Below are 25257 nucleotides of genomic sequence, written 5' to 3' on the forward strand. Positions count from 1 at the left end.
CGAGGTTTTCCGAAATCCCGGGCCCTGTCGCTTACTGGTTTGTACGCTCAGACCACAGTACTTGGATGCACCCTATACCATGTTTAATGAGACGTTTTGTAAAGATGACATACGCCGTATCGCTATTGTTGGTTCAGGTCTTGCAGGTTTAACCGCGGCCATCAAACTGAAACAACTGGGCCACGAGGTTACCGTGTTTGAAAAAAGCCGTGGCCCCGGCGGCAGGCTTGCCGCAAAAAGAGTTAGCCTCGGCTCTGCTCAGGGTTCAGTCGATATGGGCGCCCAGTACTTCACTTCTCGCAACCCGGAGTTTCTACCGTTTCTTACTGAGTTTGCCGGCAACAATAGCTTTAGTGCGTGGGATGGCCAGTTTGGTTTTCAGGATGCAAAAGGTCAGTGGCAAGCGTTTCCAGAAGAGCCACGCTATGTTGGCACCCCACGGATGACCGCTATTTCACGAGCACTCTCGGCCCACGCTGCCGTGGTTGCACAAACCCGGATCGAAAGGCTAATCAAAACGGACAGTGGTTGGGCTTTGTTTGATGCCGATAACCAACAAGCGGGTGAGTTTGATCAGGTAGTTATCACCGCGCCACCCGCCCAAGCCAGGGACTTGCTTGCGCAGAGCAGCTTGCCCGAGTTGGCCAACCAGCTGGATGATGCTGTAAGCCGGGTGCTGCCGTGCTGGGCTGTTGCGGCTCACTTTGAAGAAAACCCCTGGGCCCACCACGAGGGCATGCGATGTAACCACCCGGCGCTCTATTGGGTCGCAAACAATTCCAGCAAGCCGGGCCGCAATAACAGCAGTGAGGCTAGCAGTGGCGCCTGGTGGGTTTTGCATGCGACTGCACAGTGGACTGAGCGAAATGTAGAGGCCCCGTCAGAACAGGTGGCAAATGAACTCGTCGCGGCATTTCGGGAGCTGACTGGAACCAAGGTAGCGGTTACAGATACCGTCACCCATCGTTGGTTATACGCCCGCTCTGAAGGCGGCGCCAACCCTGGCCATTTGTGGTTCCAGGAGCAGGGCATTGGCCTGGCGGGCGATTGGCTTAGCGGTGGCCGGGTAGAGGGCGCCTTCGACAGCGCCTGCAGTTTGGTCTCTGCGTTCACGGCACAACCGGTTAGCCGGTAACTCCATGTTCAACACCTTTGGTGATGTCCGGGCGGGTGTAAAAATGGGTAATGGTTCCGTCGCTGAACTTGCTGAAAAAGGCACTGACATCTGTGATCTTTTTCAGCGAACGCGTGCGGTTCACCGGGTCCCGGATAAGTACTTTGATACCGTTAAAGTTGTCCTGAATGTTGGAGAAGCGAGCGTGCATGGAGCAGGTGACCACGTGGGCCGGGTTCAGCTCCATGGCCTTGGCCAGCCACGCGCTATGATCTGCAATGCCCTTGGCTGACAAATCTTCCCGGGTATCCAAATGATTCAGCTTTACCCGGTTCACAATGCAGAATGAAAAGCTCTCTGGGCGTTTGCGCGCCACTTTTCGGAAGGCTTCCCAAAAGAAGTTATCAGTAAGCTCAGCGAAATAACGCATGTTGCTCAGGCAGGTATCAATCCACTCAAAGCTTTCCGGGTCTTCCAGAACTTCGTTGATGGCCTCGCGCAAAAGCCAGTCAAATCCTAAAGCTGTTTTGTGGGCATACACCTTGCGATACATCTGATAGCGGCTGTATACAAAATCTTCCAGCGCCCCCAAGCCCTTCTGCGTAATTGCCAGCCCCAACCAGGCTCTGACTGATCCCAGCCAAAGCGCAGGTTGCTGAGTAGGTGATCCAGGTTAAATCCGCCGATGGTTACAGATGAGTGGAACCCGTCTCGTAGCATGTAATCGGCGCGGTCAGCATCGATTTCCCCGGATACAATGGATGAGAGCAGATCCAGCACCAGGCGCGGAATGTTTTCGCTGATCAGTGAGCCGGCTTCTGCATCCTTGCCGGCAATAAAACCCCAGAATGTTCGAGCATGGCGGCAGAAGGTTTCGCTGGGCGTTACGTCGGTCGTTTCCATAATACCGATAACATCCTGGGCATGAAGACCGGCACCTTCCAGATCGACCGCCGACAGCACATCATGGGCAACCCGAACAGAGTAATGTTCATGTTCCAACTCATCCGGCTCGGCGGTGTGGTAGGCAGAGTAGTCAACGCCTTCCCACAAATCCGAAAACCGTCCCGGCCGGGACATAAGGTCACGAATGCGCTGCGCCTGAGTGAACTGGTGGGAAAAACTGGAGTGGCCGCTGTCGTGAAGCAGGCAGCCGAGGCGAATGGTTTTAGCCAGGTAATCAATGGCGTCTAGTTGGTTCAGGCTCAGATCCGTTTGTTCACTCAGCTGACGTTCGCGAAGATAAGCGTCAATCATCGAGCGGAACATGCGTGTGCCTACATGCATAACGCCAATGCTGTGCAGAAAGCGGGAATGCGTTGCACCCGGGAAAACCAAGCTTAGGATGTCGTTTTGGCAGATGTTCCGCAGACGCTGGAATAGAGGGTGGTCAATCACCTGAATCTCATGCCGGTAGAGCGGAATTGCGCCGTGAACCGGATCCATGATTAGCTTGTCATAGGCACCTAACAGGTCATTTACTGCTCTTCGCATTCGCAGGTTTCTCCGGATTTCGCCAAACTGGCCTTGTTATATCACAGAGGCATGCCAAAATAGGTTTTTGACACGCCATTTTTCGTTTATCGCTGGTAGTTTAGGGCTGTAGCCATGACCTCGCGCACCGGGCGCCTTTTAATTCGTATATTGATTATTGATGCAGACGAAAAGGCTCGCGGCGAACTTGCCCGCTACCTGGAACCGCGTGGGTATTACGTTATTGGTTACCCGGATTTGCGTTCCGCGTTAAAGTCGTTCGACGATAACATGCCCGACATTGTCTTTGCAGACCTTACTCCCTCAGGAATCTGCGAGCTTGCAGGCAGGCTTGATGAGGCTGAAGCGTTTATTCCCATCGTTGCCTGCGCCTCCACGGATGCAAGTATTGATGTAGTAGATGCCCTTCGTGCCGGTGCTTCAGATTTTTTGCTGAAACCCTGCTGCAAAGATAAAACCGCTTTGGGAGATGTTATTCGCCAACTGCTCGAAAGGGTAAGGGTGCGCCGGCTGAATCAGCTTTACAGGCAGGAGCTTGAAGAGGCAAACAGCGATTTGAGAGACGGCATTGCCGAGTTGCGTGCCGACCAGAGAGCAGGGCGCAAGGTTCAGTTGCGTATGTTGCCTGAAAAGGAACAGCTTACTGGCGGCCTGTATATAGATCATCTGATTAAACCGTCGTTGTACTTGAGCGGTGATTTTCTCGACTATTTCCCCCTCACAGAAGACAAAACCCTGGTTTATATTGCTGACGTATCTGGCCATGGCGCCAGTTCAGCATTTGTGACCGTGCTCCTGAAAAACCTCAGCAACCGCTTGCAGCGCAACCTTCGTCGCGGGTCCAGCGACGATATCCTCTATCCTGCCCGGTTTCTTGAGCGAATTAACTCAGAGTTACTCGATACCGGCTTGGGAAAACACGTTACCGTGTTTGTTGGTATCATTTCCCTTAGTGAGCGTATATTAGAGTATGCGGTAGGCGCCCACTTCCCGATGCCTGTGTTGTCGTTTGAAGGTGGGGAAACCGCTTTTCTGGAGGGCAGTGGCCTTCCTGTAGGGCTTTTTGAATCACCAGAGTGGGAAGTGTACAAGGTTCCTCTGGACAAGCCTTTCCACCTGATTCTGTTTTCGGATGGCATTCTTGAAGTCATCCGTCAAAAGAGTCTTGATGAAAAGGAGCAGAGACTACTTGAACTCGTATCTGGAGGTCGTCACACTGTCGCATCTCTTAGCGAGGCTCTCAGTCTCGACGAGATCACAGAGTTACCGGACGATATCGGTATTGTGACGGTTACAGATACAGTTCCTGTGTCAGACAACTCGTCGTTGAAATAGTGGCAGTGTGAGACATGGCTGGTTATAAAATCTTGCAGGCTGATAAACAGGGCATTTATGTCCTGAAGTTTATTGGAGAAATCCGGCTCAACCTTTGTTGTACGCTGGACAATCTGGTCGACTCCATCACCCTGGATCCGCAATTCAAAACCGTGGTGATTGATCTCACAGAAACTGAGATCATCGACAGCACCACCCTCGGCCTGCTCGCCAAGATCGCTATGGCGGCCCAAAAGCAAAGCCACTTTTTACCTACGCTTATTTCCACCAACCCGGACATTACCCGTATTATTGCCTCTATGGGCTTCGACAAGATCTTCATTATTGTCCGTGAGCCTGCCTCACGCATTGAAGAACTGGAAGAAATACCCGTGCTGAAGGCCAGCGAACAAGACGTTCGTGACAAAGTGCTGGACGCCCATAAAGTCCTTATGGGGCTGAACCAGCAAAACCGGGAAGAGTTCAAGAATTTGGTGCGCGCTCTGGAATGTGAAGAACCCGGCTGATACGCCGCGCCTAGCATCCCGAGCCGGCAGATTCAGACCTGATTCAAAAAACGGAACAACTATGCCTGAAAAAAATGAGCCTCTTGCGAACGAGGCCAAAGAGCCGATACACGATGTGGCGGTTCTCGGAGGAGGCAGCTTCGGTTCTGCCATGGCAAAAGTACTGGGGGAGAATGGCCACCGTGTTCACTTCTGGATGCGTGATAAGGGTCAGGTTGAAGAGATCCGCACAACGGGCATAAACAGCCGGTATATGCCGGGCGTAGAGATCAAAGGCGACATTCAGCCCACCACCGATCTTGAATCCGCCGTTAATAAAGCCGAAATCGTATTTGTTGCCATTCCCAGCAAAGCTTTCCGCGCAGTTATACGTGAAAACAGTGATAAATTTCGGGATGGGCAAATTGTTGTAAGTTTAACCAAAGGTATTGAAGCTCAGGGCTTCAAACTGATGAGTGAAATTCTGCAAGAGGAACTTCCTCGCTGTCGCATTGGGGTACTGAGCGGCCCCAATTTGGCCAGTGAGATTGTAAACCGGGATTTAACGGCAACCGTTATTGCTGCCAAAAATCCGGATGTCCGGCGTACAGTTCAGGATTTACTTGGTTGCAAATATTTTCGTGTGTACGCCAACGTAGACATTTACGGTGTTGAGTTGGCGGGCGCCCTGAAGAACATCTATGCCATTGTGGCCGGCCTGGCGTCGGCTTTGGAGATGGGTGAGAACGCCAAGGCCATGTTGATTACCCGCGGGCTGGCGGAAATGAGCCGCTTTGCTGTCAGTTTGGGTGCCAACCCGATGACCTTTATGGGGCTGGCGGGCGTAGGGGATTTGATTGTTACCTGCACCTCGTCAAAAAGCCGTAATTTCAGGGTTGGTTATGCCGTTGGGCAGGGTAAGAAATTGGACGACGCAGTGGCTGAGCTGGGCCAGGTAGCCGAGGGGATTTATACCTTGGAGTTGGTGAAAGAAAAATCCGAGGCGATCGGCATTTATATGCCATTGGTGCGTGGTCTTTATGAAATTCTCTACCGCGATGCGTCTATTAGTGCAGTGATCAACAGTTTGATGATGTCTGTGCAGAATTCGGATGTTGAGTTTATCCTGCCACGGACTATCGCCGAATAACGGATACACCTTCGGGGAGGGGGTAGCTGTGCAACTGCTTATCATGCGTCATGGCGAAGCCGGCTGGCACTCGTTGGATCAGGAACGGACGCTCACGGAAATGGGGCGTCGCCAGGTAGCAGAGTGCGCGGCGCAAATTGCCGCCTCGCCCTGGAGGCCACAACGAATCTGGTGCAGCCCTTACGTGCGGGCACGGCAAACCGCGGCCATTGTGTCCGAAATCCTCAACTGCCCAGTGGAAGAAAAAACATTTATCACTCCTGAAGATGACCCTGGCTATGCCTGAATGCTCTCCTTGAGAACCAGCACTCACCTTTGATGCTGGTCTCCCACATGCCTTTGGTGGGCAGCTTGTCCACATTGCTGGTTGACGGGCACAGGCGCGGCATTCCGTTTATGACCTCCCAGGCCGTTGTTCTCGATATACCGGTGGTTGGCCCCGGTTGCGCCGACTTGAAAACCCAGTTTTTGCCCTGAGTACATTGTAAGCAGGGCTCTTTATATTGACCGAGTGCAGATTATGTACAGTTTTCCTATTGATTATGTGGAGCCAGTGTTTCGGCCTCCCAGTGAAGAAAAATCTCTCATTCTCCCTGTAACTAACGGATGTTCTTGGAATAAATGTACATTTTGTGAGATGTACACTCAGCCCCAAAAGAAATTCCGAGCCCGCAAGCCGGAAGATGTACGCAAAGATATAGACAACGCCGCCCGCAGCTTGGGCGGCGTAAAACGGGTGTTTCTGGCCGATGGCGACGCCATGGTGTTACCAACCCGTCGGTTGCTAGAAATTCTTGGTGAACTGAACGCAGCGTTCCCGGAACTACAGCGAGTCTCCAGTTATTGCCTCCCCAGAAACCTTGCCAAGAAAACCGTAGACGAACTTAAGCAACTGAAGGAAGCCGGGCTCAAGATTCTCTATATAGGCATGGAGTCTGGTGACGATGAAGTACTCCGGCGCATCAACAAAGGCGAAACCTGGGAATCGACACGGTCGGCGCTGCTGAAGATCCGTGAAGCTGGCCTGACCAGTTCTGTGATGGTGCTTAATGGTTTGGGCGGCGAAACGTTGTCGCGCCAACATGCCATTAATACCGCCACCCTATGTAACGAAACTCAACCGGATTACCTGTCTACGCTGGTGGTGAGTTTCCCTCAGGGCGAAGAACGTTTCCGCGAAGGCTTTGGTGACGATTTTGAGCCGCTTTCTCAGCAAGGCTTGTTCGAAGAGATTCGGATATTTTTAGAGCACCTTGAGCTTGAGCGAACCGTATTTAGAAGCGATCACGCCTCGAACTACCTTGTGCTTAAAGGCAACTTGGGGCGCGATAAGCAAAAGCTGTTGGATCAGGTTAACCTTGCCATCACAAGCCCTGGCGCTGTGCCATTGCGAGCTGAATGGCAGCGTGGTTTGTAAATCATCGGTTTACGGAGCAGGAATATGAGCCAGACCCCGGAAAATCTTGTCGAGCAAGTGGAAAAATCTGCGAAAAACCTTAGCCAGCCACCCCTTGAACAATGGCACCCAGAGCTCTCGGGAGACATGGATCTCCGTATAAGCCGAGATGGCGAGTGGATTCATAAGGGTAAACCACTGGGCCGGGAAGCTATTGTAAGGCTGTTTTCCAGCATTCTTCGTCGCGAAGACGATGGCGAGTACTATCTACTGACTCCGGTCGAAAAATGGCGCATTCAGGTGGAGGACACTCCGTTACTTGCTCATTCTCTTGACGTGGAGGGGAGCGGTAACAAACAAGTCGTCAGGTTGACTACCAACGTAGGCGAAACTCTTGAGGTGGGTAATGAACATCCGCTTGAAGTGGGTAGCTATGAAGACTCAGGGCAACCCAGGCCAATTATAAGGGTGCGCCATGGCGTTGACGCCCGCCTTACAACGGCAGCCTACTACGATCTGGCAAAACACGTTGTTGAGCAGATGATCGACGGAAAGGCTGTATTGGGCGTATTTAGCCACGGAAATTTCTACAAAATCGGGTAGGGTGGTTGAAAAGTTTTGGGCTGCCCCCAGAAATGGCAGTGGAAAACGCATTATATCCATTGTTAAACTGTGTTTTCATGCTTGTTATGAGCCTGGCTCTCTAACGAGGCCTGGTGGTCGATAGTCCCTCTGTTCAGTCTGGCTGTTCATGATTACTACGATTACCTTTAATCAAACATACAGTCATTGCGACACTCAAGGAGATCACATGGCCCAACCTCGCGTTGTCACCATCCACTACACGCTTACCAACAACCAGGGAGAAGAGCTGGACTCCTCCCGTGGCGAAGGTCGCGAGCCACTGGCTTATCTGGAAGGTGCACAAAACATCATCGGTGGACTGGAAAGTGCACTGAACGAAAAGAGCGCAGGCGACCAGGTAAAGGTTTCTGTAGAGCCGGCAGAAGGCTACGGCGAAATTAACGAAGAGCTGGTTCAGCCAGTTCCTCTTACCGCCTTTGAAGGTGTAGACACCATCGAGCCGGGTATGCAGTTCCAGGCACAAACTCCGGGCGGCCCCCAGGTAGTTCGTGTTGTGGAAGTTGGCGAAGAAACCGTTACCATCGATGCGAACCACCCGCTGGCTGGCGAAACTCTGCACTTTGATGTAGAAGTTATCGAAGCTCGCGAAGCTAGTGAAGAAGAACAGGAACACGGTCACGCTCACTAAGAAGAGCGTAGAAACTGTTTCTAAAAAAAGGCTCCTACGGGAGCCTTTTTTTGTCTGTGAAAAATGCCCATAAAAAAGCGGAGGCGCAGTCTTTACCGCACCTCCGCTTTTAAAGCACCAATTCCGTTGATGCTTTGGGTTACTAGGCCAAGTTACATGTTGGGGTAGTTTGGCCCACCGCCGCCTTCTGGCGTAACCCACGTAATGTTCTGTGCAGGATCCTTGATGTCGCAGGTCTTGCAGTGAACGCAGTTCTGAGCGTTGATCTGGAACCTTTTACCGCTGCCATCGTCCTTCTCAACCACTTCGTAAACCCCTGCAGGGCAGTAGCGCTGAGCCGGCTCATCGTACTTGGGCAGGTTTTCCTCGATCGGAATATTCGGATCGGTCAGTTTCAGGTGAATCGGCTGGTTTTCTGCATGGTTGGTGTTAGACACGAACACCGACGTTAGGCGATCAAAGGTCAGCTTGTTATCCGGCTTGGGATAATTCAGCTTCTTGCACTCAGATGCGGGCTTCATTGTCGCGTGATCTGGCGTCAAATCGCGCAGGGTAAACGGCAGACTTCTGTGCAGAATGTTCTGCTCAAAGAATGCGATTGCACCACCGATAAAGTTGCCAAACTTGTGCATTGCTGGGCCGAAGTTGCGCTCGTCGTAAAGCTCTTTGTACAGCCAGCTGTTCTCGAAGCGATCCGCAAAGCTGGTGATTTCCTCACCGGATTGGCCATTTTTCAGGGCTTCAAACACTGCTTCAGCACCTAAAAGGCCAGACTTCATGGCGGTATGGGAGCCTTTGATCTTGGAGCTGTTCATCGTGCCGGCATCACAACCCAGCAGCAGGCCGCCCGGGAAGCTCATTTTGGGCAACGAGTTATATCCGCCTTTTGCCAGCGCACGGGCGCCGTAGGACACACGCTTACCGCCTTCCAGATATTGTTTGAACTCCGGGTGAAGCTTCAAGCGCTGAAACTCTTCAAACGGGCTTAAATGTGGGTTGCTGTAGGAAAGATCAGCAATCAGGCCCACATAAACCTGTCCGTTTTCAAGGTGGTAAAGGAAAGAGCCACCGGTAGAGCCGCTTTCAGTCAAAGGCCAGCCAGTCGTGTGTACAACCAGGCCTGGCTCATGCTTGGCCGGGTCTATGTCCCACAGTTCTTTGATGCCGATACCGTAATGCTGGGGATCCTTACCTTCGTCTAGCTTAAAGTCGTTGATCAGGCGTTTGCCCAGGTGACCACGACAGCCCTCTGTAAACAGAGTGTACTTGGCGCGCAGTTCCATGCCTGGCATATAGCCGTCTTTTTCTGAGCCATCGGCTGCGACACCCATGTCGCCAGTGAGAATGCCCTTAACCTGGCCATCTTCTACAATGGTCTCGGCAGCAGCAAAGCCTGGGTAGACTTCAACACCCAAGGCCTCTGCCTGCTCACCTAGCCAGCGGCACAAGTTACCAAGACTGATAATATAGTTGCCGTGGTTGTGCATGTTTTTGGGAACAAACGCGTTTGGAATCTTGGTTCCCTTTTCCTGACTTTTCAGCAGAAAAATATCATCACGGGTAACCGGGGTATTCAGGGGGGCGCCTTTCTCTTTCCAGTCTGGGAAGAGTTCATTGAGGGCGGTAGGCTCAAACACAGTGCCGGCCAGGATATGAGCGCCGATCTCAGAACCTTTTTCTACTACACAGACGGTCAGTTCTTCGCCAGCTTCTTGTGCCAACTGCATAACACGGCAAGCTGCCGACAGGCCAGCAGGGCCGCCGCCGACGATAAGAACATCAAATTCCATCGATTCGCGTTCCACGTTGGTCTCCTCAAACATCTTAGTGAATATTGTATGCCCGCAGGCTTTTATTTCCGGAGCGCCATCATACCGTTAAAATTCTCCTCAGACGACTACTCACAACCGAATACTCTGGTTTTGTACACTACAAAGGGTAGCGCATTTAACAAATCAAACAAACGTTTGTTTGAAATCTGGTCAAGGCTTTGGCATTGTAGATTTGTTTTGTAATACAGCCCGCTGGGCCGGTTTTTGGGCGTCGTAATGCTACTAACCGCTTAAGCAATACCGGCTGACTGGCCCAAGATACACGTGTGGGGCGTCCCACTGGACTATTGACCCATTTTATCTTTGCCGTCAGTATTAGTCCGCCGTGACGGATGGCCCCAGTGTGAGGCCGCTGTTTGTAACGTTCGGCTTGTATACCCGTAACAGGGTATCTTGCGCCGAGACGAAGCAATCGAGAACGCTCTGTAACCCGCCCATACAGGGCCTGTCTTAAGAGTGTTTTTGATTGAGAGTCATTAACCCATCGTAGAAGAACGAGGAATCTATGAAGGTTCTGGTCGCAGTAAAACGAGTAATCGACTACAACGTAAAGGTACGTGTCAAGCCGGATAACACTGGTGTTGATCTCGCCAACGTCAAAATGGCAATGAACCCATTCTGCGAAATCGCTGTTGAAGAAGCGGTTCGTCTGAAGGAAAAGGGTATTGCAAACGAAATCGTCGTGGTTTCCATTGGCCCCAAGGCCTGTCAGGAGCAGATTCGTACTGCGCTGGCGCTGGGTGCCGACCGTGGTATCCACATTGAAGTAGATGAGGACGTTCAGTCTCTTGATGCGGCCAAATTGCTAAAGGCCGTTGTTGAGAAAGAGGAGCCAAAACTCGTCATTCTTGGCAAGCAGTCCATCGATTCTGACAACAACCAAACTGGCCAGATGCTGGCTGCACTGACCGGTATGGGTCAGGGCACCTTCGCCTCCGAAGTGGTTGTTGATGGCGAAAAAGTGAATGTTACCCGTGAGGTAGACGGTGGTCTTATGACCCTTTCTTTGAGCCTGCCAGCGGTTGTAACCACAGACCTGCGTTTGAACGAGCCGCGCTATGCGTCTTTGCCGAACATCATGAAAGCCAAGAAAAAGCAGCTCGATACCATGAGCCCGGCTGACCTTGGTGTTGAAATCGCGTCGCGCCTGACCACTTTGAAAGTTGAAGCACCGGCTGCCCGTCAGGCAGGTGTTAAAGTGGCTGACGTTGCCGAGCTGGTCGATAAACTGAAGAACGAAGCGAAGGTGATCTAAATGAGCATCCTTGTAATTGCTGAACACGACAACAGCAGCCTGAAGCAGGCTACTCTGAGCGTTGTAGCGGCTGCCAAGGCCATCGGTGGCGATATTGATGTACTGGTTGCCGGCGAAAACTGTGGCGCTGTTGCAGAAGCCGCAGCCAAGGCTGAAGGCGTTGCAAAGGTACTGGTTGCCGACAACGCAGCTTATGGCCACTTCCTGGGTGAGAACCTGGGCGAGCTGGTTGCAGAAGTGGGTAAGGGCTATAGCCACATCCTGACCTCTGCCGGCACCACGGGTAAAGACTTCATGCCGCGCGTTGCTGCGCTGCTGGACGTTGCTCAGGTATCTGACATCATCCGTGTTGAATCCGAAGACACCTTCGTTCGTCCGATTTATGCCGGTAACGCGATCGCAACGGTTAAAGCCAGCGATAGCATCAAGGTGATAACCGTACGTCCGACAGGTTTTGATCCGGTAGCGGCTGAAGGTGGCTCTGCTTCCGTTGAGCAGTTAGACGTTGTAAAAGACGCTGGTCTCTCTTCGTTTGTTGGTGAAGAGAAAGCCAAATCCGACCGCCCTGATCTTGCCAGTGCTGGCATTGTTATCTCCGGTGGCCGTGGCATGCAGAACGGCGAAAACTTCAAGATGCTCGAGCAGGTTGCTGATCTGCTGGGCGCTGGCATGGGTGCTTCCCGTGCAGCTGTCGACGCGGGCTTTGTGCCGAACGACATGCAGGTTGGCCAAACCGGTAAGATTGTTGCCCCGCAGCTGTACGTAGCGGTTGGTATTTCTGGTGCCATTCAGCACCTGGCTGGTATGTCTGATTCCAAAGTGATCGTTGCGATCAACAAGGATGAAGAAGCGCCGATCTTCCAGGTTGCCGATTACGGCCTGGTCGCGGATCTGTTTGAAGCAGTACCGCAACTTGAGGAAGAGCTGAAGAAAGTTCTGTAACTTTCTGTCAGGAAACAAAAAAAGGCACCCTCGGGTGTCTTTTTTGTTGCAGAACCATAAACTGTCAGCTGGTATTCGTAATTAGCCTGCCACCTCGGGTATCTCTCAATGACCATCAGTTCGTTTGAAGCTCTTGCTTGCCCTCTCGACGGTACTGCGCTCCAACTAAATGGAAGAAGTTGGCAGTGCGAGGCCGGGCACAGTTTTGATATTGCCCGCCAAGGTTATGTTCACTTGCTACCGGTGCAGAACAAGCGTTCCAAAGATCCGGGTGATAATAAAGCGATGGTGGCAGCACGGCAGAGATTTCTGAGCGCAGGGTTTTACCAGCCCATTGCCGAAGCGCTCGTTGCAGCGGTGTTCCATGAGAATTTCAGTACGGCTTCTATAGCGGCTCTGGATGCCGGGTGTGGGGAGGGCTACTACATGCGTTATCTGGCCGAAAATACGCCAGAAATTACGCACCTTTCTCTGATGGGTCTGGATATCTCGAAGTGGGCCGTGTTGTCCGCCGCCAAACAGGATAATAAACCAGCTTGGATTGTGGGGAGCAATGCCAACCTACCGGTATTGCCGGAAACACTGGATCTTATATTCTGCCTGTTTGGCTTTCCGGTATACCCAGAGTTTGCCCGGGTGCTCCGGCCGGGCGGTGAAATCGTTCAGATAGATGCCGGGCCAGATCACCTTGTACAACTACGAGAAATCATTTATCCGGAACTGAAAGCGCCTCGGCAATTGCCCAGCGCAGCGCCTGATGGTTTCACAACAGTGGGAACATCTGCTATTCGCTATAGCCTGACGCTTCCAGACAAAAGCTCTATTGCCGACTTGCTGGCGATGACACCGCACTTATATCGGGCAGGGGTCGAAGGCCTCGCCCGTGCGGCAGAGCTTGAATCGCTCACCGTTACCGTAGAGGCCACCATCACGCGAATCCGGAAAATCTGACCGGCGTTACTGCTTGTTAGTCTTTTTCCGGCGGCTCTTCACGGGTATCTTTTTTCAATATGACCCGCTTTTCTGCCTTCGTGATAAAGAGGGAGTCGGCGAGAATGTGAATGGCCTTATTGGTGGTGCGCACCGCATGGTAAACCTGCTTACTAGCCTGATCGTGGGTTTTTCGGGCTTTATGGGCACTTTGCCGGAATTCATCATCTTTTGAAAATCGGTCAACAAGGCCGAAGGTAGTATTGGAAATGACTCTGTGCATCTTTTCGACAGCACTGGCACTGCCGGATACCGTGTCTTCCAGCAGCTTCGCCCGGTTGCGAACCTCGTAAATATCCATACGCCGTTTTTGAACCGCACTGTTCGTCGCGATACGATAGGAATTGAGCGTTCGCATAAGCGTTCTGGAGCGCTGAAGCTGCCAAAACCCATAGCAGAGGCTACTGGATGCAACAACCAACAAGAGCAATACGGGAGCTAGCTGAATAGTCACTGTGGGATTCTCCTAGCGATACTCAATATTCATTTCCACCTCAATACCACGCTCAACCATCTCTTCTTCAAGCTCTTTCATTACCTCCTGGTAAACCATTTTGCGCACCATTACAGGGAGCTTGTCCGCCAGCACTCGCGCTGAACGGGATTCGCGCTTCGCTACGGTAATCGGGTTGAGTACCTTCAATGTAAGGATCAAATCGGGCTCTTTTTCCAGATTGGATAACGGATCGCTCTGATGAGTCTCGGTTATCATGCGGGCTACGATCTTGCGCTGCTCAATAACTTGCCAACAAAGAACACCGCTGAACACGGCAAGAAGTAAACTGAGTATCAGGAGGAAAGTGGCCAATTCAGGTCTCCAGGAGTTCGTCTAATCAATATTCAGCAGTGTGCCCTATACACCGCGCCGTGCGATTGGCCGTGACGACGTCGCCAACACGGAGAGTGTGAAGTTAGAACACAGGCACAAAGCTGTTAAGATCGATTTAACACAAAACTCAATAAACATTCCGCAAAATCTGCGTAATTCCCATAAAAGGACAGGCAATGACCAAATCAGCGGAAACCACCTACGACCTTATTGTTTTCGGTGCTACCAGCTTCGTTGGCCAGATACTTACGCAATATTTGTTCGATTCATACGGCGTTTCCGGTGAGGTTAAGTGGGCCATTGCGGGGCGGTCTGAATCCAAACTCAGCGCCCTTAAGTCCGACCTTGGCGATGGTGCCGGCGACCTGCCGGTTATCCTGGCAGATGCCACGGACGACCAGGCTTTGAAGGCACTATGTGAGCAAACTCGCGTCGTTATCTCTACGGTCGGGCCTTATGCATTGTATGGCGAGCCTCTGATAAAAGCCTGCGTGGATACAGGTACCGACTATTGCGACCTGACCGGTGAAGTCCAGTGGATTGGCCGGATGATTGAGCGCTACGAAGACCAGGCAAAAGCCTCAGGCGCACGAATTGTGCATTGTTGCGGGTTTGATTCCATCCCATCAGATATGGGCGTTTGGTTCCTGCAGCAACAGGCAGAAAAGACCTTTGGCGAGCCATGTCAGGACGTGCGTATGCGCGTGAAAGTTGCTAAAGGCGGTCTTTCCGGCGGTACGGTTGCCTCCATGATCAACGTAGCCAAAGAAGCGGCAGCCGACCCGAAATTGCGTAAAGAACTGGCCAACCCTTTCTCTACCTGCCCGCCGGAGCACCGTTCGAAGGTTCGCCAGCCTAGCCTCAAAGGTGCAGAGTTCGATAAGACATTTAATGTGTGGCTGGCGCCGTTTGTTATGGGCACAATCAATACCCGTGTAGTGCATCGCTCTAACGCCATGCAAAACGCCCGTTACGGAATAGAATTCACTTACGACGAGGCCATGATGACGGGCAGTGGTACAAAGGGCCGCTTGACCGCTTACGGTATTACCGCTGCGTTGGCCGGTTTTTTCACAGCCTCTGCTATCAAACCTACACGCTGGCTGGTAGAAAAATTTGTACCGCAGCCTGGTGACGGTCCAGCACCGGAAGCGCAAAAGGCGGGGTTCTATGATCTGCGTTTTGTGGGGCGCACCCAAGACGGCAAAACCATGATCACCAAAGTGACTGGCGACGCGGATCCGGGCTACGGCTCTACCAGTAAAATGCTGGGTGAAGCGGGTATGTGCCTCGCATTCGATGTGCCTGCTGATCAGCCCGGTGGCTTCTGGACACCGGCATCGCTACTCGACGGCAACCTGCTGGATCGCCTGACGAGCAAAGCCGGGCTGACCTTTGAAGTAGTTGAAACCCGTTAAAGTAAAGCGCTAACTCACAAGGTGAATCACACGGTCGGTGCCCGGAAGGGCCTCCGGCCCGTGTGCTGAGCTAAGCACCGTTTTGCCTTCCAGCCACGCATCAATTTGCCGATTTATCTTCTCTCGTGTGGCTGCGTCTACTCCGGTAAACGGTTCATCTAATATCAGTAAAGGCGCAGGCTCAACAGCACCCGCGCAAGGGCAACACGACGTGCCTCGCCGCCGGAAAGACGGCTCCCCGAACTGCCCAGCCAGGTATCTAGCTGATCCCCCTCTGTGCGGAACCGTTCTGCCAGATCAACCATCTCAAGCATGCGCCACAGCGCCGCATCGCTCGCCTCAGGAGCACCCAGCAACAGGTTTGCCCGCAACGTATCTTCAAACAACACAGTGTTTTGGGTGAGGTAGGCGCACGAAACCCTGGCGCAGGAACCGTTTGAAGGAACCAGAATCCCCGCGAAAACGTCTGAAAGGGACGATTTTCCGCTTCCCGAACGCCCGATAATACCCACTCGCTCGCCCGTTTTAACCTGCAGATCAAAGTGCGTCAAAAGTGGTGCATGTTCGGGGTGCTTCACGGTCAAATCTTTTGCCAGTAGAGCAGTTTGGTCCGGCAAGCTTATAATCTGGGGCGTGCTTTCAGCATCCGCATCCCTGCAGTCCCGGTTCAAACGTGCGGCAGAGGCCTGTGTAGCACCCAACTTACCGAAGGCTTCAGGCAGCATGTTGTAGACTTCAGCGAGGCCGAGTAGGGCGATAGGAAGCAAAACCAGAACCGGCCCGGAAATAACTCCCGAGCGGAATAACTCAAAGCCAGCCCAAAGCGCAAACACCGCAGACAGGTTAATCAGTAAATGGGAGCCGGCCTGGTGCCACCCAATACGGGAATCTGCTTTTACCTGCTCCGTTGCAGCCTGGTGCGCTTGGCGCAAAAGCCACGCGCCGTGTTTACCGGTGCGCCCCGCGGCCGTAAGTTCTGCGAAGCCCTCCAGGTGTTCAATTACGGCCATTCGAAGGGACTCCTGCTGATCACTCTGGCGAGAGGTAATCTTTATCGTGCGCACATACACTGCCAGAGTCGAGAGCGCAAAAGCCGCGCCGAGTATCACGCCTATGCCGGCGGCAATTCGAACGTTAAAAAGCATCGCTGCCAGCCCAAAAACGAGCAACGTAACGAAAGCCGCCAGCGCCGCTGGTGCAATAAGGCGTAAGTACAGAGTATCCAGCGCATCAACATCGCTAGTCAGTCTTGAGAGCCACTGAGCCCCCGTTAACTCGCGCCTCTGGCCTCGCCCGGCCAAAGAAAGCTTGCGAAATAGCGCTACGCGAATATCCGTTAAAAGGCGCAGCACTGTATCGTGGTTATACAGCCGTTCTACATAGCGAGAAACTGTGCGGGACACCGCAAAAAAACGGATGCCTCCGCCGGGCACATACAGGTTTATTGTGGCCGGTAAACTGGCCGCCAGCAGAATGCCCACCAACGCAGTTTCTGTAATAAACCAACCTGAGAGAGCCAGAAGCCCAAGCCCAGAGAGCAGGGCAGCCAGCATCAATATAGCGCCAATAAAAAGCCTTCCTGGGCGTGCACAGATCAGCTTCAGCCAGGGCTTGAGCTCAAACATTTTTAACCTCCCCACCAGAAACGAGCAGCACTCGGTTTGCCAGCGCCAGGAGCGCGTGGTGATGGGTGGAAAAAATCAGTGTTTTGCCAGCCAGAGCCAGCTTGTGGAGAGCTTCCAGAACAAAGATCTCACTGTCAGTGTCGAGCCCAGCGGTGGCTCATCCAACAGAATCACATCGTAATCGGCCACAAAAATCCTGGCCAGGCTCAGACGCCTGGCTTGGCCGCCGGATAAGCCCAGGCCATCTTCTGAAACTTTGCTGAAAATGTCGTCTTCCCGGCTGTCGAGCAGCGGCCCAAGGCCAACGTTCCGTAGTGCAGTTTCAATAGCCACATCAGAAGCATCTGGGCTGGTTAACCGAAGGTTGTCCGCCCAGGTGCCATGCACAAGAAAGCCGCTCTGACCAAGCCAACCAAAAGCAAAGTTGCCAGCGGGCCTGCTGAACAGGTTAAGGTTGCCGCTGTCTGGTGCAACAAACCCTGCCAGAAGATTCAGAAGGTGGATTTACCACCTCCTGAAGGCCCGGTCAGGGCAATTACCTCGCCTTTGCTTATGGCCAAAGACACATTGTTCAGAGCCTGATGGCCTGAACGGAAGGCCAGAGATACGGAGTTAAGTTCAATTGTCTCGTTGCCTGCAACAGGTTCACCGGTTAAAGGCTGTGCACCAAGGTTCTCTGCCTGAGTATTGTTGGCTGGGCCTGTCGACTCCTCATTACCCAGCCGGGCCAGAATCTCTGCACCAGCGCCAAGGGCGGCGGCGCGGTCGTGGTAGTGCTGGGAGAGCGTGCGTAACGGCTGAAAGAATTCTGGCGCAAGCAGGAGAATCAAAAGTCCGGAGAAAAGCGTCAAATCTGAGGATGGCCCATAGGTTATGTAGCCCAGAAGACCAAAACCTATGTAGATCGCAATGACCGCAATCGCAACAGACGCGAAAAACTCCAGAACCGCCGATGATAAAAACGCAACGCGCAGGGTTTTCAGGGTAATTCTGCGGTAGTGATCTGAGCGCTGTTGAATCACCTCTGCAGCGCCCTCGGCTTGCCCGAACAGTTGCAGAGTGGTCAAACCTCGCACTTTATCCAGAAACTGACCAGACAGCCGGCTGATGGTTTCGAAGTGCTGTTGGTTAAGCTTCTCGGCACCCATACCCACAAGTGCCATAAAAAACGGGATTAAAGGGGCTGAAAGAAGCAGAAATATCCCGGCAAACCAGTCGAGATAAAACACCAGCACCAGAATCAGAAGAGGAATTAAAAGAGAAAGCGCCATCTGTGGCAGGAAGCGGGCGAAGTATCCGTGCAAGGCATCAACGTGATCAATCCACTCCCGTGCAAGGCTGCCAGCAGACGTTTGCCCCAGAGCCAGAGGCCCGACATTGCGCCAATGCTGATGAATCTGCCGCCGGGCGGTGCGCCGCACCTGCTCACTGCACCGTGCCGCCAGGTGTGTCTGAGCGCCGTGCGCACAGGCCCTGAAGACAATGGCCAGAACAAGCCCGATAAATAAAGGCGCCAGCACGGAGGCCGGCGCCTTTTCTATAACACCAAGGTGAACAATTCGCGCCAGAAAAACCATCTGTATGATGGTCGCGACGCCGGCCAGGGTGCCAGCTGCAACCGTACCTTGAATCCAGCGCCGGTTGCCGCTGGTAAGCCTGAAAGCCAGCGCCTGACTGCACGCTGATCAGGTGCGGGAGGCGTCACTTAGTGGTAACTCTCGCCGGCGCGTACCTTGCCCCGGAATACCCAGTAGGTCCAGGCGGTGTACACCAGCACAAAAGGAATCACTACCAACAAGCCCAGCAGCAGGAAGAGCTGCGAGTTGTAAGCCGACGCGGCGTCCCACAGGGTGTAGTCGGGCGGTATCAGGTAGGGCCAACGGCTTACAATCAAACCAAGATAGGCCGTTATAAACAGCCCCATAGTGGCCACGAAAGGCATGCCTTCAAAACGATTGCGCACAGAGCGGAAAATCTGGAACGCGCACAACAGGGTTAACGCAGGCAACACCCAGATAATGCTCAGATTGCTGAACCAGCGATCGCGAACCATATCGTCAATGAACGGTGTCCATACGCTGATAATACCAAACACAATCAGCACCGCTGCAAGCAAGGGCAGCGTAAGCTTATACGCCCACTCCTGTAGCCGGCCCTCGGTTTTCATGATCAGCCAGGTGGAGCCAAGTAGTGCGTAGCCCGCAAGCAACCCGAAGCCAGTTAACACGGTAAAGGGTGTGAGCCAGTCCAGAGCACCCCCTACAAATACGCCGTTAGCCGTATCGTATCCTTGAATGTAAGTGCCCACCACAATGCCTTGCGCAAACGCTGCCACGGTGGAGCCTCCGGCAAAGGCCCAGTTCCACAGATAACGCGACGTGCGCGCCTTAAAGCGAAACTCGAACGCAATGCCGCGAAAAATAAGCCCCGATAGCATCAGGAAAACCCCAATGTACAACGCCGGCAACAAGATGCTGTAAACCAAAGGAAAAGCAGCTAGAAGTCCGGCACCGCCGAGGACCAGCCAAGTCTCGTTGCCGTCCCATACTGGCGCAACGGAGTTCATCATTGTGTCGCGATCCTCTTCCGATGGAGCGAAAGGGAACAGAATGCCCACGCCCAGATCGAAACCGTCCATCAACACATACATGATGACGCCAAAGCCGATGATAAAAGCCCAGATCAATGTAAGGTCAAACGTTTCCATAATCAGTGATCTCCATGGTTGACTGGCTGGAACTTGGAGTCTTCATGCAATTCAAAAGGAACGTGGCTTGCTGAAAGCGGCCGTTTTGGTCGCTCGGCCTGATCCGGTTCCTCGTCATAATCATCCTCAAGCCCTACATAAAGCACGCGCATCAGGTAATAGACCCCCGCCGAGAACACCATGGAGTAAACGATTATGTAGCCAATTAACGTGAACAAGGCCATGCCACCGGTTAGTGAAGGTGTTACACCTTGCGCCTGGGTCATCATGCCGTACACCAACCAGGGCCCACGGCCGATCTCAGTTACAAACCAGCCGCTGAGTACCGCAATAAAGGGCGTAATACTCATAAAGCGCATGCCTTGAAGGAACCACCGAGTGCGCCAAAACCGATCACCAACCCGCAGAGCCAGCCCTACAAACGCAAACAGAATCATCATCAGCCCCAAGCCGACCATAACCCGGAAAGACCAGAACACGATGGCAACCGGCGGTTGTTCTTCGGGTGCGACTTCGTTCAAACCAAGTATTTCACCGTCCCATTCATGAGTCAGAATAAGGCTGGCCAGGCTCGGTATACCAATTTCAAAATGGTTGGTCTGGTTTGCCTTATCCGGAATCGCAAAGAGCAGCAAAGGTACGTTTTTAGAGGTTTCCCAGTGGCCCTCCATCGCAGCTACTTTCATGGGCTGGTGCTCAAGCGTATTAAGCCCGTGAAAATCGCCAACAACGGCTTGTGCGGGCGCAAGAAACAGCAACAGCCACAGGCTCATTGAAAGCGCCTTTCGATTGGCCTCTACTTCCCGCCCTTTAAGGAGATACCACGCACTTACGCCAGCCACTACGAAACCGCCCGTAAGGAACGACGCAATGACCATATGGGCAAAACGATACTGGAATGACGGATTGAAGATCGCCTCGCTCCAGGAGGTCACAAAAAACACGCCATCACGCAGTTCTGTGCCAGCAGGTGTATGCATCCAGCTGTTCGCGGAGAGAATCCAGAAGGTGGAAATGAGGGTGCCGGTTGCGACCATAATTGCAGCAAACAAGTGAACGCCCGCCGGCACACGGTCCCGCCCGAACAACAGCACTCCCAGGAAAGCCGCCTCCAAGAAGAAGGCCGTAATAACTTCATAGCTCAGCATGGGGCCGAGGAAGTTGGCCGAGGCCTGGGCAAAGTTGCTCCAGTTGGTTCCAAACTGAAACGACATCACGATGCCAGATACCACGCCCATTCCGAAGACCACCGCAAATACCTTGGTCCAAAACGAAGACAGCTTCATCCACACCGGGTTTTTGGTTTTAAACCCAAGCCCCTCAAGCACGGCAATATAGGAAGCTAGGCCAATGGTGAACACCGGGAAAATGGCGTGGAATGACACAACAAACGCGAACTGAATCCGCGATAGGATGAGAGGATCAAGTTCCATAGGAACACTCCGGTAATGTTAACGTCACAATAAACGAGCCCAAAAACCCGTTCAGCCGCTGCCCTAGCTTGAATTGTTATATTGTTATTACCGGCAGATGAGGTAATGCTACTGGCCATGTTAGCAAATCCAATTGAGTAAAGTGTCCGATCCGTTGATTAAAAACAATTATTGGTGAAATACATGAGTTTTTATGAAGAGAAAATCCTGCCACATATCATCGATCGTGCCTGCTCCCTGGGCCAGGTTATGAAGTTGCGCAGCCAGCTTGTACCACGCGCCAAAGGGCGGGTGCTGGAAGTAGGAATGGGCTCGGGCATTAACTTGGAATTTTACAACCCAGACACTGTTGAGATGGTCTACGGGCTGGAACCCTCCGAAGGTATGCGCTGCAAGGCACAACGCAATCTGAAACGCTCGCCGGTTGAAGTGGAATGGCTGAGCCTGCCCGGAGAGAAGATCCCTTTGGAAGACAACAGCGTGGACACGGCTCTGCTGACCTTCACCCTGTGCACCATTCCCGACTGGAGCGCTGCGCTGCTGCAGATGAAGCGCGTACTGAAGCCCGGCGGAGAGCTCCTATTCCTGGAACACGGTGAATCACCCGATGAAAACACCCAAAAATGGCAGAACCGCGTGAACCCCGGGTGGAAAAAACTTGCAGGTGGCTGCAACCTGAACCGCAATATCGCAGACCTTATCCGCCACGCCGGATTTGACGTGGAAGAATTGGAAAACCTCTATATTCCGAAGGCCCCGAAAATTGCCGGTTATATTTATAAAGGAGTGGCAAGAAAGCTTGGCTAAGCTGCTCAACGGGCAACAACTGCGCTGGCGAAAGGCCCGCGAACACCAGGGAATTGCCGAAAAACGAACCCATAATTCCATCAGTGCGGCCAACTGATGGCGTTTTGAATTGCGTTATCGCCCATGGCCTTATACAATTCCGGCCCTCAAAACCTCCCCGAATGCTCCGGTGGTGGAATAGGTAGACACAAGAGACTTAAAATCTCTCGACCCCTGGGTCGTGCCGGTTCGATTCCGGCCCGGAGCACCAATCATTTCAAAAGTTACGCATACTGTTAGGTCGCCGCGAATTTGCTGACTTAGACGACATGCAGCTATTTCCTGTTCCCCGCTTTTACGTACGGTTCTCGTTAGCTTCTTTGCACCAAACGCTTCAAACACTCAAAAACCTCAACTGATTTCTTGCTCAAAATGGTTACAGAGCTAGGATCTATGTTGGGAATAATGGATTGTTGTTGAGAGGTATCCAGATGTTGTAGGGATTACGGCAAGCGAGTACCGGAACTCTAGTTGTATGTTTGGCATTTGTACTCAGCGGTTGCAGTGGCGGTAGCTCAAGCAGTAGTTCTCAGGCCCAAGCGACTGCCTTAAAATCAGGTGTATTCGATATAGGCAGGTTGTTTTCAGACGGATCTACCAAGGAGGGCATTAGTTTGCTTAGCCCAACGGGTAACTTCGTTGTGAATTTGGATCGTAATTCTTATTCTTTTGGTACTTTAGGTTTTTCTGACGCTGGAAATATCTCAGGGCAGATTGTGGAATATATATTGAACTCTACCTGGAGCCTAACCAGTGCAACCCTGTCGGGAGAGGTTAGATCTGCAGCGAGTGCGGATCTGCGCGCAAAGAGTTCTGAGGTTACCTCAAACAGCGTGCTTCAACGAAATCCCAAAATTAGCGACTTAGGTGTCAGCTTAGAGGACCTGTCTGGAACATTTACTATGTTCGATACAGATAATACAAATACATTCACCATAAACACTGATGGTGCCGTTATAGGAGAAGATCAACTCGGCTGTGCTTTCCTCGGACAAGTTGTCATACCTGATAAAACTGTAAATGTTTTTGAGTTGACCTACGACGCGTCAAACTGTCCCGCAGCTCCCAATGAGGAGGCTACAGCAGACGACCGAAATGGTGAATATACTGGTCTTGGCACATATGACTCCTCTGGCAACGAAGTCATTTTTTATAGCCGCAACGGAACAGTGGCGATGTTTTTCAAAGGTGTGAAGTAAAGCTAATCACAGCCTTTGAAGATGTGGAGCCAACCGTAGCAGCCTATAGCACTAACGCAGTCGCCAGAAACAGCATCAGACCCATCCCTATGATGTCAGTAAATGTCGTCAGGAAGATGCTGCTGGCAGTGGCTGGGTCGGCACCGAAGCGTTTGAGCACCAGAGGCACGGCCACCCCGAAGATGCCGCTGCCGATGCAGGCACCAATCATGGCTATGAAGATGACAAGGCCGAGCATGGCGGGGTTGGCAGAATCGGTGGCCAGCGCATAAGCAAACATGGCAATGCCTGCAATTACACCGACAGCGGCACCATTAAGTGCGCCCAGCAAGATTTCCTTACGAAGCAACTGTTTGATCGGGTAGTCGTTGATTTGCCCCAGGGTGATACCGCGCAAGGTGATCGCCAGGGCCTGACAGCCGGTATTGCCACTTTGCCCAGCCAGGACAGGCAGGAAGGCGGCCAAAGTAACAATCTGTGCGATGGTGCTTTCGAACATGCCCACCACAAAGGCGGCGGCGAATGCGGTGATCAGGTTTACCTGCAGCCAGGGGTGGCGCATGCGAAAAGCTGCCAGTACGGGGGTGTTGATCTGTTCTTCCTTCGCCACACCGTATTGGGAACCTGCCTGGGCACTGAGCTCTGTGGCAATGCGTTCGTACAGTTTCCAGCCACGCACTTCACCCACAACGTGCTGCTCTTCGTCCACCACTGGGTACATGCGGTAATGTCGGTAAAGCACCTCGCTGACTGCGTCTTTAACCGGTGTGTCCTGCTGGAAGGCGAAGGGCTCGCGCACCATAATGTCAGACAGCGCATCAGAGGCTTAGCCAGAATAAGATCGCGCATGCCCACCACGCCTACCAGGCCGTCGTTTCGGGTTATAAATATGTAACTGATTTCGGAAACGTCGGCGCTCTTCACCATGAAGGTCAGCGCCTCAGCGACTGTGTAGCTTTCCGGTAAGGTTGCCGTTACCGGGGTCATCAGTTCACCGATGGTTTCTTCCATGCCGGAGAGCACCGCGCGAGTAGCCGCGTCGTCCGGCGCAGCTGCTTCGGCCAGGAGCGACGCGATGGTCAGCGCCTGTTCCGCAGGCAATCGCGAAAGAATAAACTGGATATCGTCTGCTGGCAGCCGAGCCAGCTCTTCGGCAGCATCCAGCGGGGTCAGTTTGCGGATATGCTCAATCCGCTCGATCAGTTCCATGCTCTGTGTCATCTCGCACTCCGGTATCCGCATTGATGCCAGGAATTAGTCCCTGATGACCTTTTTTACCGAATCGGCCTTTGAAGATTTGGAGCCAACCTTCCGCCAGGCTTCATATTCTTCGCTATTGATCCAGGTAACACCGATGTGTTCTTCCCAGTTTTCAAAATCTGCACTTCTATAGCTTTCGCCGCCGCAGCCACCTGCACCAATGGCGAATTCGCATACTCTCAGAATAATATACTCTCCGTCATAGTCTAGCGGCTTCTCGCCACGCCCACTGTTGGTGCAACGGGTGAAAAGCCGAGACGGAACTTTAAATATTACTTTCGCGGTTTTTTCGTTGCCACTTCGGGTTACCTGGGTGATGGAGCAAGTTCCTGCGTAGAACTCGTCACCGTCGATAATCACGTCTGGCTCCAAGGGTTCCCACCAAGGTATGGGTTCTGCCTCTTTCTCGATTTCAGTCGTTCGGCTTTTAAATAAGTCGCAGCCAGTGAGCAGAGCGGTCGCTGCCATTGCAGTGATCAGAGTTCGGGAAAGAGTCATCGTTTATTACTGCTCCGGTTAAGGCCGAATGCTATTGATGTCACCGGTAGGCACGGCCGGCTCATCAAGAACAATCACGTAGATTCCGCCCGCAATTATGGCTATCGCAACAATCGCTTTGAGTAGGTTGGACTTAAACATGGCAACCTCCTGTTTCTGGATTTATTGGGTGTTAT

At 52.6% G+C, this 25257-nt stretch carries 22 protein-coding genes, 1 tRNA gene and 4 pseudogenes; 15 read left to right on the forward strand and 12 right to left on the reverse strand.

The genetic code is table 11. The annotated features are described in order from the left end of the window. Nucleotides 1-79 precede the first annotated feature (79 nt). The gene (locus BCA33_RS00605) at nucleotides 80-1135 is read left to right on the forward strand and encodes an NAD(P)/FAD-dependent oxidoreductase (RefSeq protein WP_071262876.1); all 1056 of its coding nucleotides are present in this window, start codon (nucleotides 80-82) and stop codon (nucleotides 1133-1135) included. Here BCA33_RS00605 and BCA33_RS00610 read toward each other — a convergent pair. Next, a pseudogene (locus BCA33_RS00610) lies at nucleotides 1125-2608 on the reverse strand (HD domain-containing protein). The gene BCA33_RS00605 and the pseudogene BCA33_RS00610 overlap by 11 nt on opposite strands. 114 nt (nucleotides 2609-2722) lie before the next feature. On the opposite strand from BCA33_RS00610, the gene BCA33_RS00615 reads away from it, so the two are divergent. From BCA33_RS00615 to BCA33_RS00645, 7 genes and pseudogenes are all read left to right on the forward strand, one after another. Beyond that, nucleotides 2723-3943, forward strand: coding sequence for a PP2C family protein-serine/threonine phosphatase (locus BCA33_RS00615; protein ID WP_071262878.1), 1221 nt, complete (start codon nucleotides 2723-2725; stop codon nucleotides 3941-3943). Between the two features lie 14 nt (nucleotides 3944-3957). Continuing rightward, nucleotides 3958-4449 carry an STAS domain-containing protein gene (locus tag BCA33_RS00620; protein WP_071262880.1) on the forward strand — a complete coding sequence of 164 codons (492 nt, stop codon included), beginning with the start codon at nucleotides 3958-3960 and terminating at the stop codon, nucleotides 4447-4449. A gap of 61 nt (nucleotides 4450-4510) precedes the next feature. After that, nucleotides 4511-5578: an NAD(P)H-dependent glycerol-3-phosphate dehydrogenase gene (locus BCA33_RS00625; protein WP_071262882.1), complete on the forward strand. Its 1068-nt coding sequence runs from the start codon at nucleotides 4511-4513 to the stop codon at nucleotides 5576-5578. Between the two features lie 28 nt (nucleotides 5579-5606). Beyond that, nucleotides 5607-6055 (forward strand): annotated as a pseudogene (gene sixA, locus BCA33_RS22620) (phosphohistidine phosphatase SixA). Between the two features lie 43 nt (nucleotides 6056-6098). Further along, a complete protein-coding gene (locus tag BCA33_RS00635; RefSeq protein WP_071262884.1) occupies nucleotides 6099-6995 on the forward strand; it encodes a radical SAM protein in 897 nt (298 codons plus the stop codon). Nucleotides 6996-7019: 24 nt separating this feature from the next. Continuing rightward, nucleotides 7020-7577 carry a DUF1285 domain-containing protein gene (locus BCA33_RS00640; RefSeq protein ID WP_071262885.1) on the forward strand — a complete coding sequence of 186 codons (558 nt, stop codon included), beginning with the start codon at nucleotides 7020-7022 and terminating at the stop codon, nucleotides 7575-7577. A gap of 208 nt (nucleotides 7578-7785) precedes the next feature. Then, on the forward strand, nucleotides 7786-8247 hold the full coding sequence (locus BCA33_RS00645) for a peptidylprolyl isomerase (RefSeq protein ID WP_071262887.1): 462 nt from the start codon (nucleotides 7786-7788) through the stop codon (nucleotides 8245-8247). Between the two features lie 152 nt (nucleotides 8248-8399). On the opposite strand, the gene BCA33_RS00650 is transcribed toward BCA33_RS00645, so the two are convergent. Continuing rightward, the gene (locus BCA33_RS00650; RefSeq protein WP_071263235.1) at nucleotides 8400-10052 is read right to left on the reverse strand and encodes an electron transfer flavoprotein-ubiquinone oxidoreductase; all 1653 of its coding nucleotides are present in this window, start codon (nucleotides 10050-10052) and stop codon (nucleotides 8400-8402) included. 532 nt (nucleotides 10053-10584) lie between these two features. Between BCA33_RS00650 and BCA33_RS00655 the strand changes: the two genes are divergently transcribed. The 3 genes from BCA33_RS00655 (at nucleotide 10585) to BCA33_RS00665 (ending at nucleotide 13227) form a co-directional block, all read left to right on the forward strand. Then, nucleotides 10585-11334, forward strand: coding sequence for an electron transfer flavoprotein subunit beta/FixA family protein (locus BCA33_RS00655; RefSeq protein WP_071262889.1), 750 nt, complete (start codon nucleotides 10585-10587; stop codon nucleotides 11332-11334). Next, nucleotides 11335-12276, forward strand: coding sequence for an electron transfer flavoprotein subunit alpha/FixB family protein (locus tag BCA33_RS00660; protein ID WP_071262891.1), 942 nt, complete (start codon nucleotides 11335-11337; stop codon nucleotides 12274-12276). Nucleotides 12277-12384: 108 nt separating this feature from the next. Continuing rightward, entirely contained in the window at nucleotides 12385-13227 is an 843-nt protein-coding gene (locus BCA33_RS00665) for a putative RNA methyltransferase (RefSeq protein WP_071262893.1), read from the forward strand. A gap of 16 nt (nucleotides 13228-13243) precedes the next feature. Here BCA33_RS00665 and BCA33_RS00670 read toward each other — a convergent pair whose 3' ends face one another. Further along, complete coding sequence (locus BCA33_RS00670) at nucleotides 13244-13720, reverse strand: hypothetical protein (RefSeq protein ID WP_254774059.1); 477 nt, start codon at nucleotides 13718-13720, stop codon at nucleotides 13244-13246. A gap of 12 nt (nucleotides 13721-13732) precedes the next feature. Further along, nucleotides 13733-14074, reverse strand: coding sequence for a hypothetical protein (locus BCA33_RS00675; protein WP_071262894.1), 342 nt, complete (start codon nucleotides 14072-14074; stop codon nucleotides 13733-13735). 197 nt (nucleotides 14075-14271) lie between these two features. Here BCA33_RS00675 and BCA33_RS00680 point away from each other — a divergent pair, with 197 nt between their 5' ends. Then, entirely contained in the window at nucleotides 14272-15513 is a 1242-nt protein-coding gene (locus tag BCA33_RS00680) for a trans-acting enoyl reductase family protein (RefSeq protein WP_071262895.1), read from the forward strand. Between the two features lie 164 nt (nucleotides 15514-15677). On the opposite strand, the gene BCA33_RS00685 is transcribed toward BCA33_RS00680, so the two are convergent. The 4 genes and pseudogenes from BCA33_RS00685 to BCA33_RS00700 all read right to left on the reverse strand — a co-directional run bounded on the left by BCA33_RS00685 (nucleotide 15678) and on the right by BCA33_RS00700 (nucleotide 21278). Beyond that, entirely contained in the window at nucleotides 15678-17138 is a 1461-nt protein-coding gene (locus tag BCA33_RS00685) for an amino acid ABC transporter ATP-binding/permease protein (protein ID WP_254774060.1), read from the reverse strand. After that, nucleotides 17131-18843: pseudogene (gene cydD, locus BCA33_RS00690) on the reverse strand (thiol reductant ABC exporter subunit CydD). The gene BCA33_RS00685 and the pseudogene cydD overlap by 8 nt, the downstream one beginning before the upstream one ends. Beyond that, nucleotides 18844-19845 carry a cytochrome d ubiquinol oxidase subunit II gene (gene cydB / locus BCA33_RS00695; protein ID WP_071262897.1) on the reverse strand — a complete coding sequence of 334 codons (1002 nt, stop codon included), beginning with the start codon at nucleotides 19843-19845 and terminating at the stop codon, nucleotides 18844-18846. A 2-nt stretch (nucleotides 19846-19847) separates the two neighbouring features. Beyond that, nucleotides 19848-21278: a cytochrome ubiquinol oxidase subunit I gene (locus BCA33_RS00700; RefSeq protein WP_071262899.1), complete on the reverse strand. Its 1431-nt coding sequence runs from the start codon at nucleotides 21276-21278 to the stop codon at nucleotides 19848-19850. A gap of 183 nt (nucleotides 21279-21461) precedes the next feature. On the opposite strand from BCA33_RS00700, the gene BCA33_RS00705 reads away from it, so the two are divergent. The 3 genes from BCA33_RS00705 to BCA33_RS00715 all read left to right on the forward strand — a co-directional run bounded on the left by BCA33_RS00705 (nucleotide 21462) and on the right by BCA33_RS00715 (nucleotide 23323). After that, complete coding sequence (locus BCA33_RS00705; protein WP_071262900.1) at nucleotides 21462-22085, forward strand: class I SAM-dependent methyltransferase; 624 nt, start codon at nucleotides 21462-21464, stop codon at nucleotides 22083-22085. A gap of 163 nt (nucleotides 22086-22248) precedes the next feature. After that, nucleotides 22249-22335: transfer RNA gene (locus BCA33_RS00710), tRNA-Leu, on the forward strand. A 403-nt stretch (nucleotides 22336-22738) separates the two neighbouring features. After that, nucleotides 22739-23323, forward strand: a complete 585-nt coding sequence (locus BCA33_RS00715) for a hypothetical protein (RefSeq protein ID WP_071262902.1) — start codon at nucleotides 22739-22741, stop codon at nucleotides 23321-23323. Between the two features lie 43 nt (nucleotides 23324-23366). On the opposite strand, the gene BCA33_RS20595 is transcribed toward BCA33_RS00715, so the two are convergent. From BCA33_RS20595 to BCA33_RS22485, 4 genes and pseudogenes are all read right to left on the reverse strand, one after another. Further along, nucleotides 23367-24125, reverse strand: coding sequence for a magnesium transporter (locus BCA33_RS20595; protein ID WP_254774061.1), 759 nt, complete (start codon nucleotides 24123-24125; stop codon nucleotides 23367-23369). Nucleotides 24126-24211: 86 nt separating this feature from the next. Beyond that, nucleotides 24212-24565, reverse strand: a pseudogene (locus tag BCA33_RS22625) (magnesium transporter); the annotation flags it as partial. Between the two features lie 12 nt (nucleotides 24566-24577). Continuing rightward, the gene (locus BCA33_RS00725; protein WP_071262904.1) at nucleotides 24578-25081 is read right to left on the reverse strand and encodes a hypothetical protein; all 504 of its coding nucleotides are present in this window, start codon (nucleotides 25079-25081) and stop codon (nucleotides 24578-24580) included. Between the two features lie 18 nt (nucleotides 25082-25099). Then, nucleotides 25100-25222 carry a hypothetical protein gene (locus tag BCA33_RS22485; RefSeq protein ID WP_302848206.1) on the reverse strand — a complete coding sequence of 41 codons (123 nt, stop codon included), beginning with the start codon at nucleotides 25220-25222 and terminating at the stop codon, nucleotides 25100-25102. Nucleotides 25223-25257: the final 35 nt, after the last annotated feature.

It is taken from the genome of Marinobacter sp. AC-23 (assembly GCF_001858325.1).
Lineage (GTDB): Bacteria > Pseudomonadota > Gammaproteobacteria > Pseudomonadales > Oleiphilaceae > Marinobacter.

Excerpts from the sequence above, each read along its gene's own strand:
- BCA33_RS22485 (WP_302848206.1), bottom strand. The coding sequence starts at position 25,222 with ATGTTTAAGTCCAACCTACTCAAAGCGATTGTTGCGATAGCCATAATT.
- BCA33_RS00615 (WP_071262878.1), top strand. The coding sequence starts at position 2,723 with ATGACCTCGCGCACCGGGCGCCTTTTAATTCGTATATTGATTATTGAT.
- BCA33_RS00660 (WP_071262891.1), top strand. The coding sequence starts at position 11,335 with ATGAGCATCCTTGTAATTGCTGAACACGACAACAGCAGCCTGAAGCAG.
- BCA33_RS00680 (WP_071262895.1), top strand. The coding sequence starts at position 14,272 with ATGACCAAATCAGCGGAAACCACCTACGACCTTATTGTTTTCGGTGCT.
- BCA33_RS00635 (WP_071262884.1), top strand. The coding sequence starts at position 6,099 with ATGTACAGTTTTCCTATTGATTATGTGGAGCCAGTGTTTCGGCCTCCC.
- cydB (WP_071262897.1), bottom strand. The coding sequence starts at position 19,845 with ATGGAAACGTTTGACCTTACATTGATCTGGGCTTTTATCATCGGCTTT.
- BCA33_RS00620 (WP_071262880.1), top strand. The coding sequence starts at position 3,958 with ATGGCTGGTTATAAAATCTTGCAGGCTGATAAACAGGGCATTTATGTC.
- BCA33_RS20595 (WP_254774061.1), bottom strand. The coding sequence starts at position 24,125 with ATGGTGCGCGAGCCCTTCGCCTTCCAGCAGGACACACCGGTTAAAGAC.
- BCA33_RS00645 (WP_071262887.1), top strand. The coding sequence starts at position 7,786 with ATGGCCCAACCTCGCGTTGTCACCATCCACTACACGCTTACCAACAAC.
- BCA33_RS00725 (WP_071262904.1), bottom strand. The coding sequence starts at position 25,081 with ATGACTCTTTCCCGAACTCTGATCACTGCAATGGCAGCGACCGCTCTG.
- BCA33_RS00705 (WP_071262900.1), top strand. The coding sequence starts at position 21,462 with ATGAGTTTTTATGAAGAGAAAATCCTGCCACATATCATCGATCGTGCC.
- BCA33_RS00625 (WP_071262882.1), top strand. The coding sequence starts at position 4,511 with ATGCCTGAAAAAAATGAGCCTCTTGCGAACGAGGCCAAAGAGCCGATA.
- BCA33_RS00665 (WP_071262893.1), top strand. The coding sequence starts at position 12,385 with ATGACCATCAGTTCGTTTGAAGCTCTTGCTTGCCCTCTCGACGGTACT.
- BCA33_RS00700 (WP_071262899.1), bottom strand. The coding sequence starts at position 21,278 with ATGGAACTTGATCCTCTCATCCTATCGCGGATTCAGTTCGCGTTTGTT.
- BCA33_RS00655 (WP_071262889.1), top strand. The coding sequence starts at position 10,585 with ATGAAGGTTCTGGTCGCAGTAAAACGAGTAATCGACTACAACGTAAAG.
- BCA33_RS00640 (WP_071262885.1), top strand. The coding sequence starts at position 7,020 with ATGAGCCAGACCCCGGAAAATCTTGTCGAGCAAGTGGAAAAATCTGCG.
- BCA33_RS00605 (WP_071262876.1), top strand. The coding sequence starts at position 80 with ATGTTTAATGAGACGTTTTGTAAAGATGACATACGCCGTATCGCTATT.
- BCA33_RS00685 (WP_254774060.1), bottom strand. The coding sequence starts at position 17,138 with ATGTTTGAGCTCAAGCCCTGGCTGAAGCTGATCTGTGCACGCCCAGGA.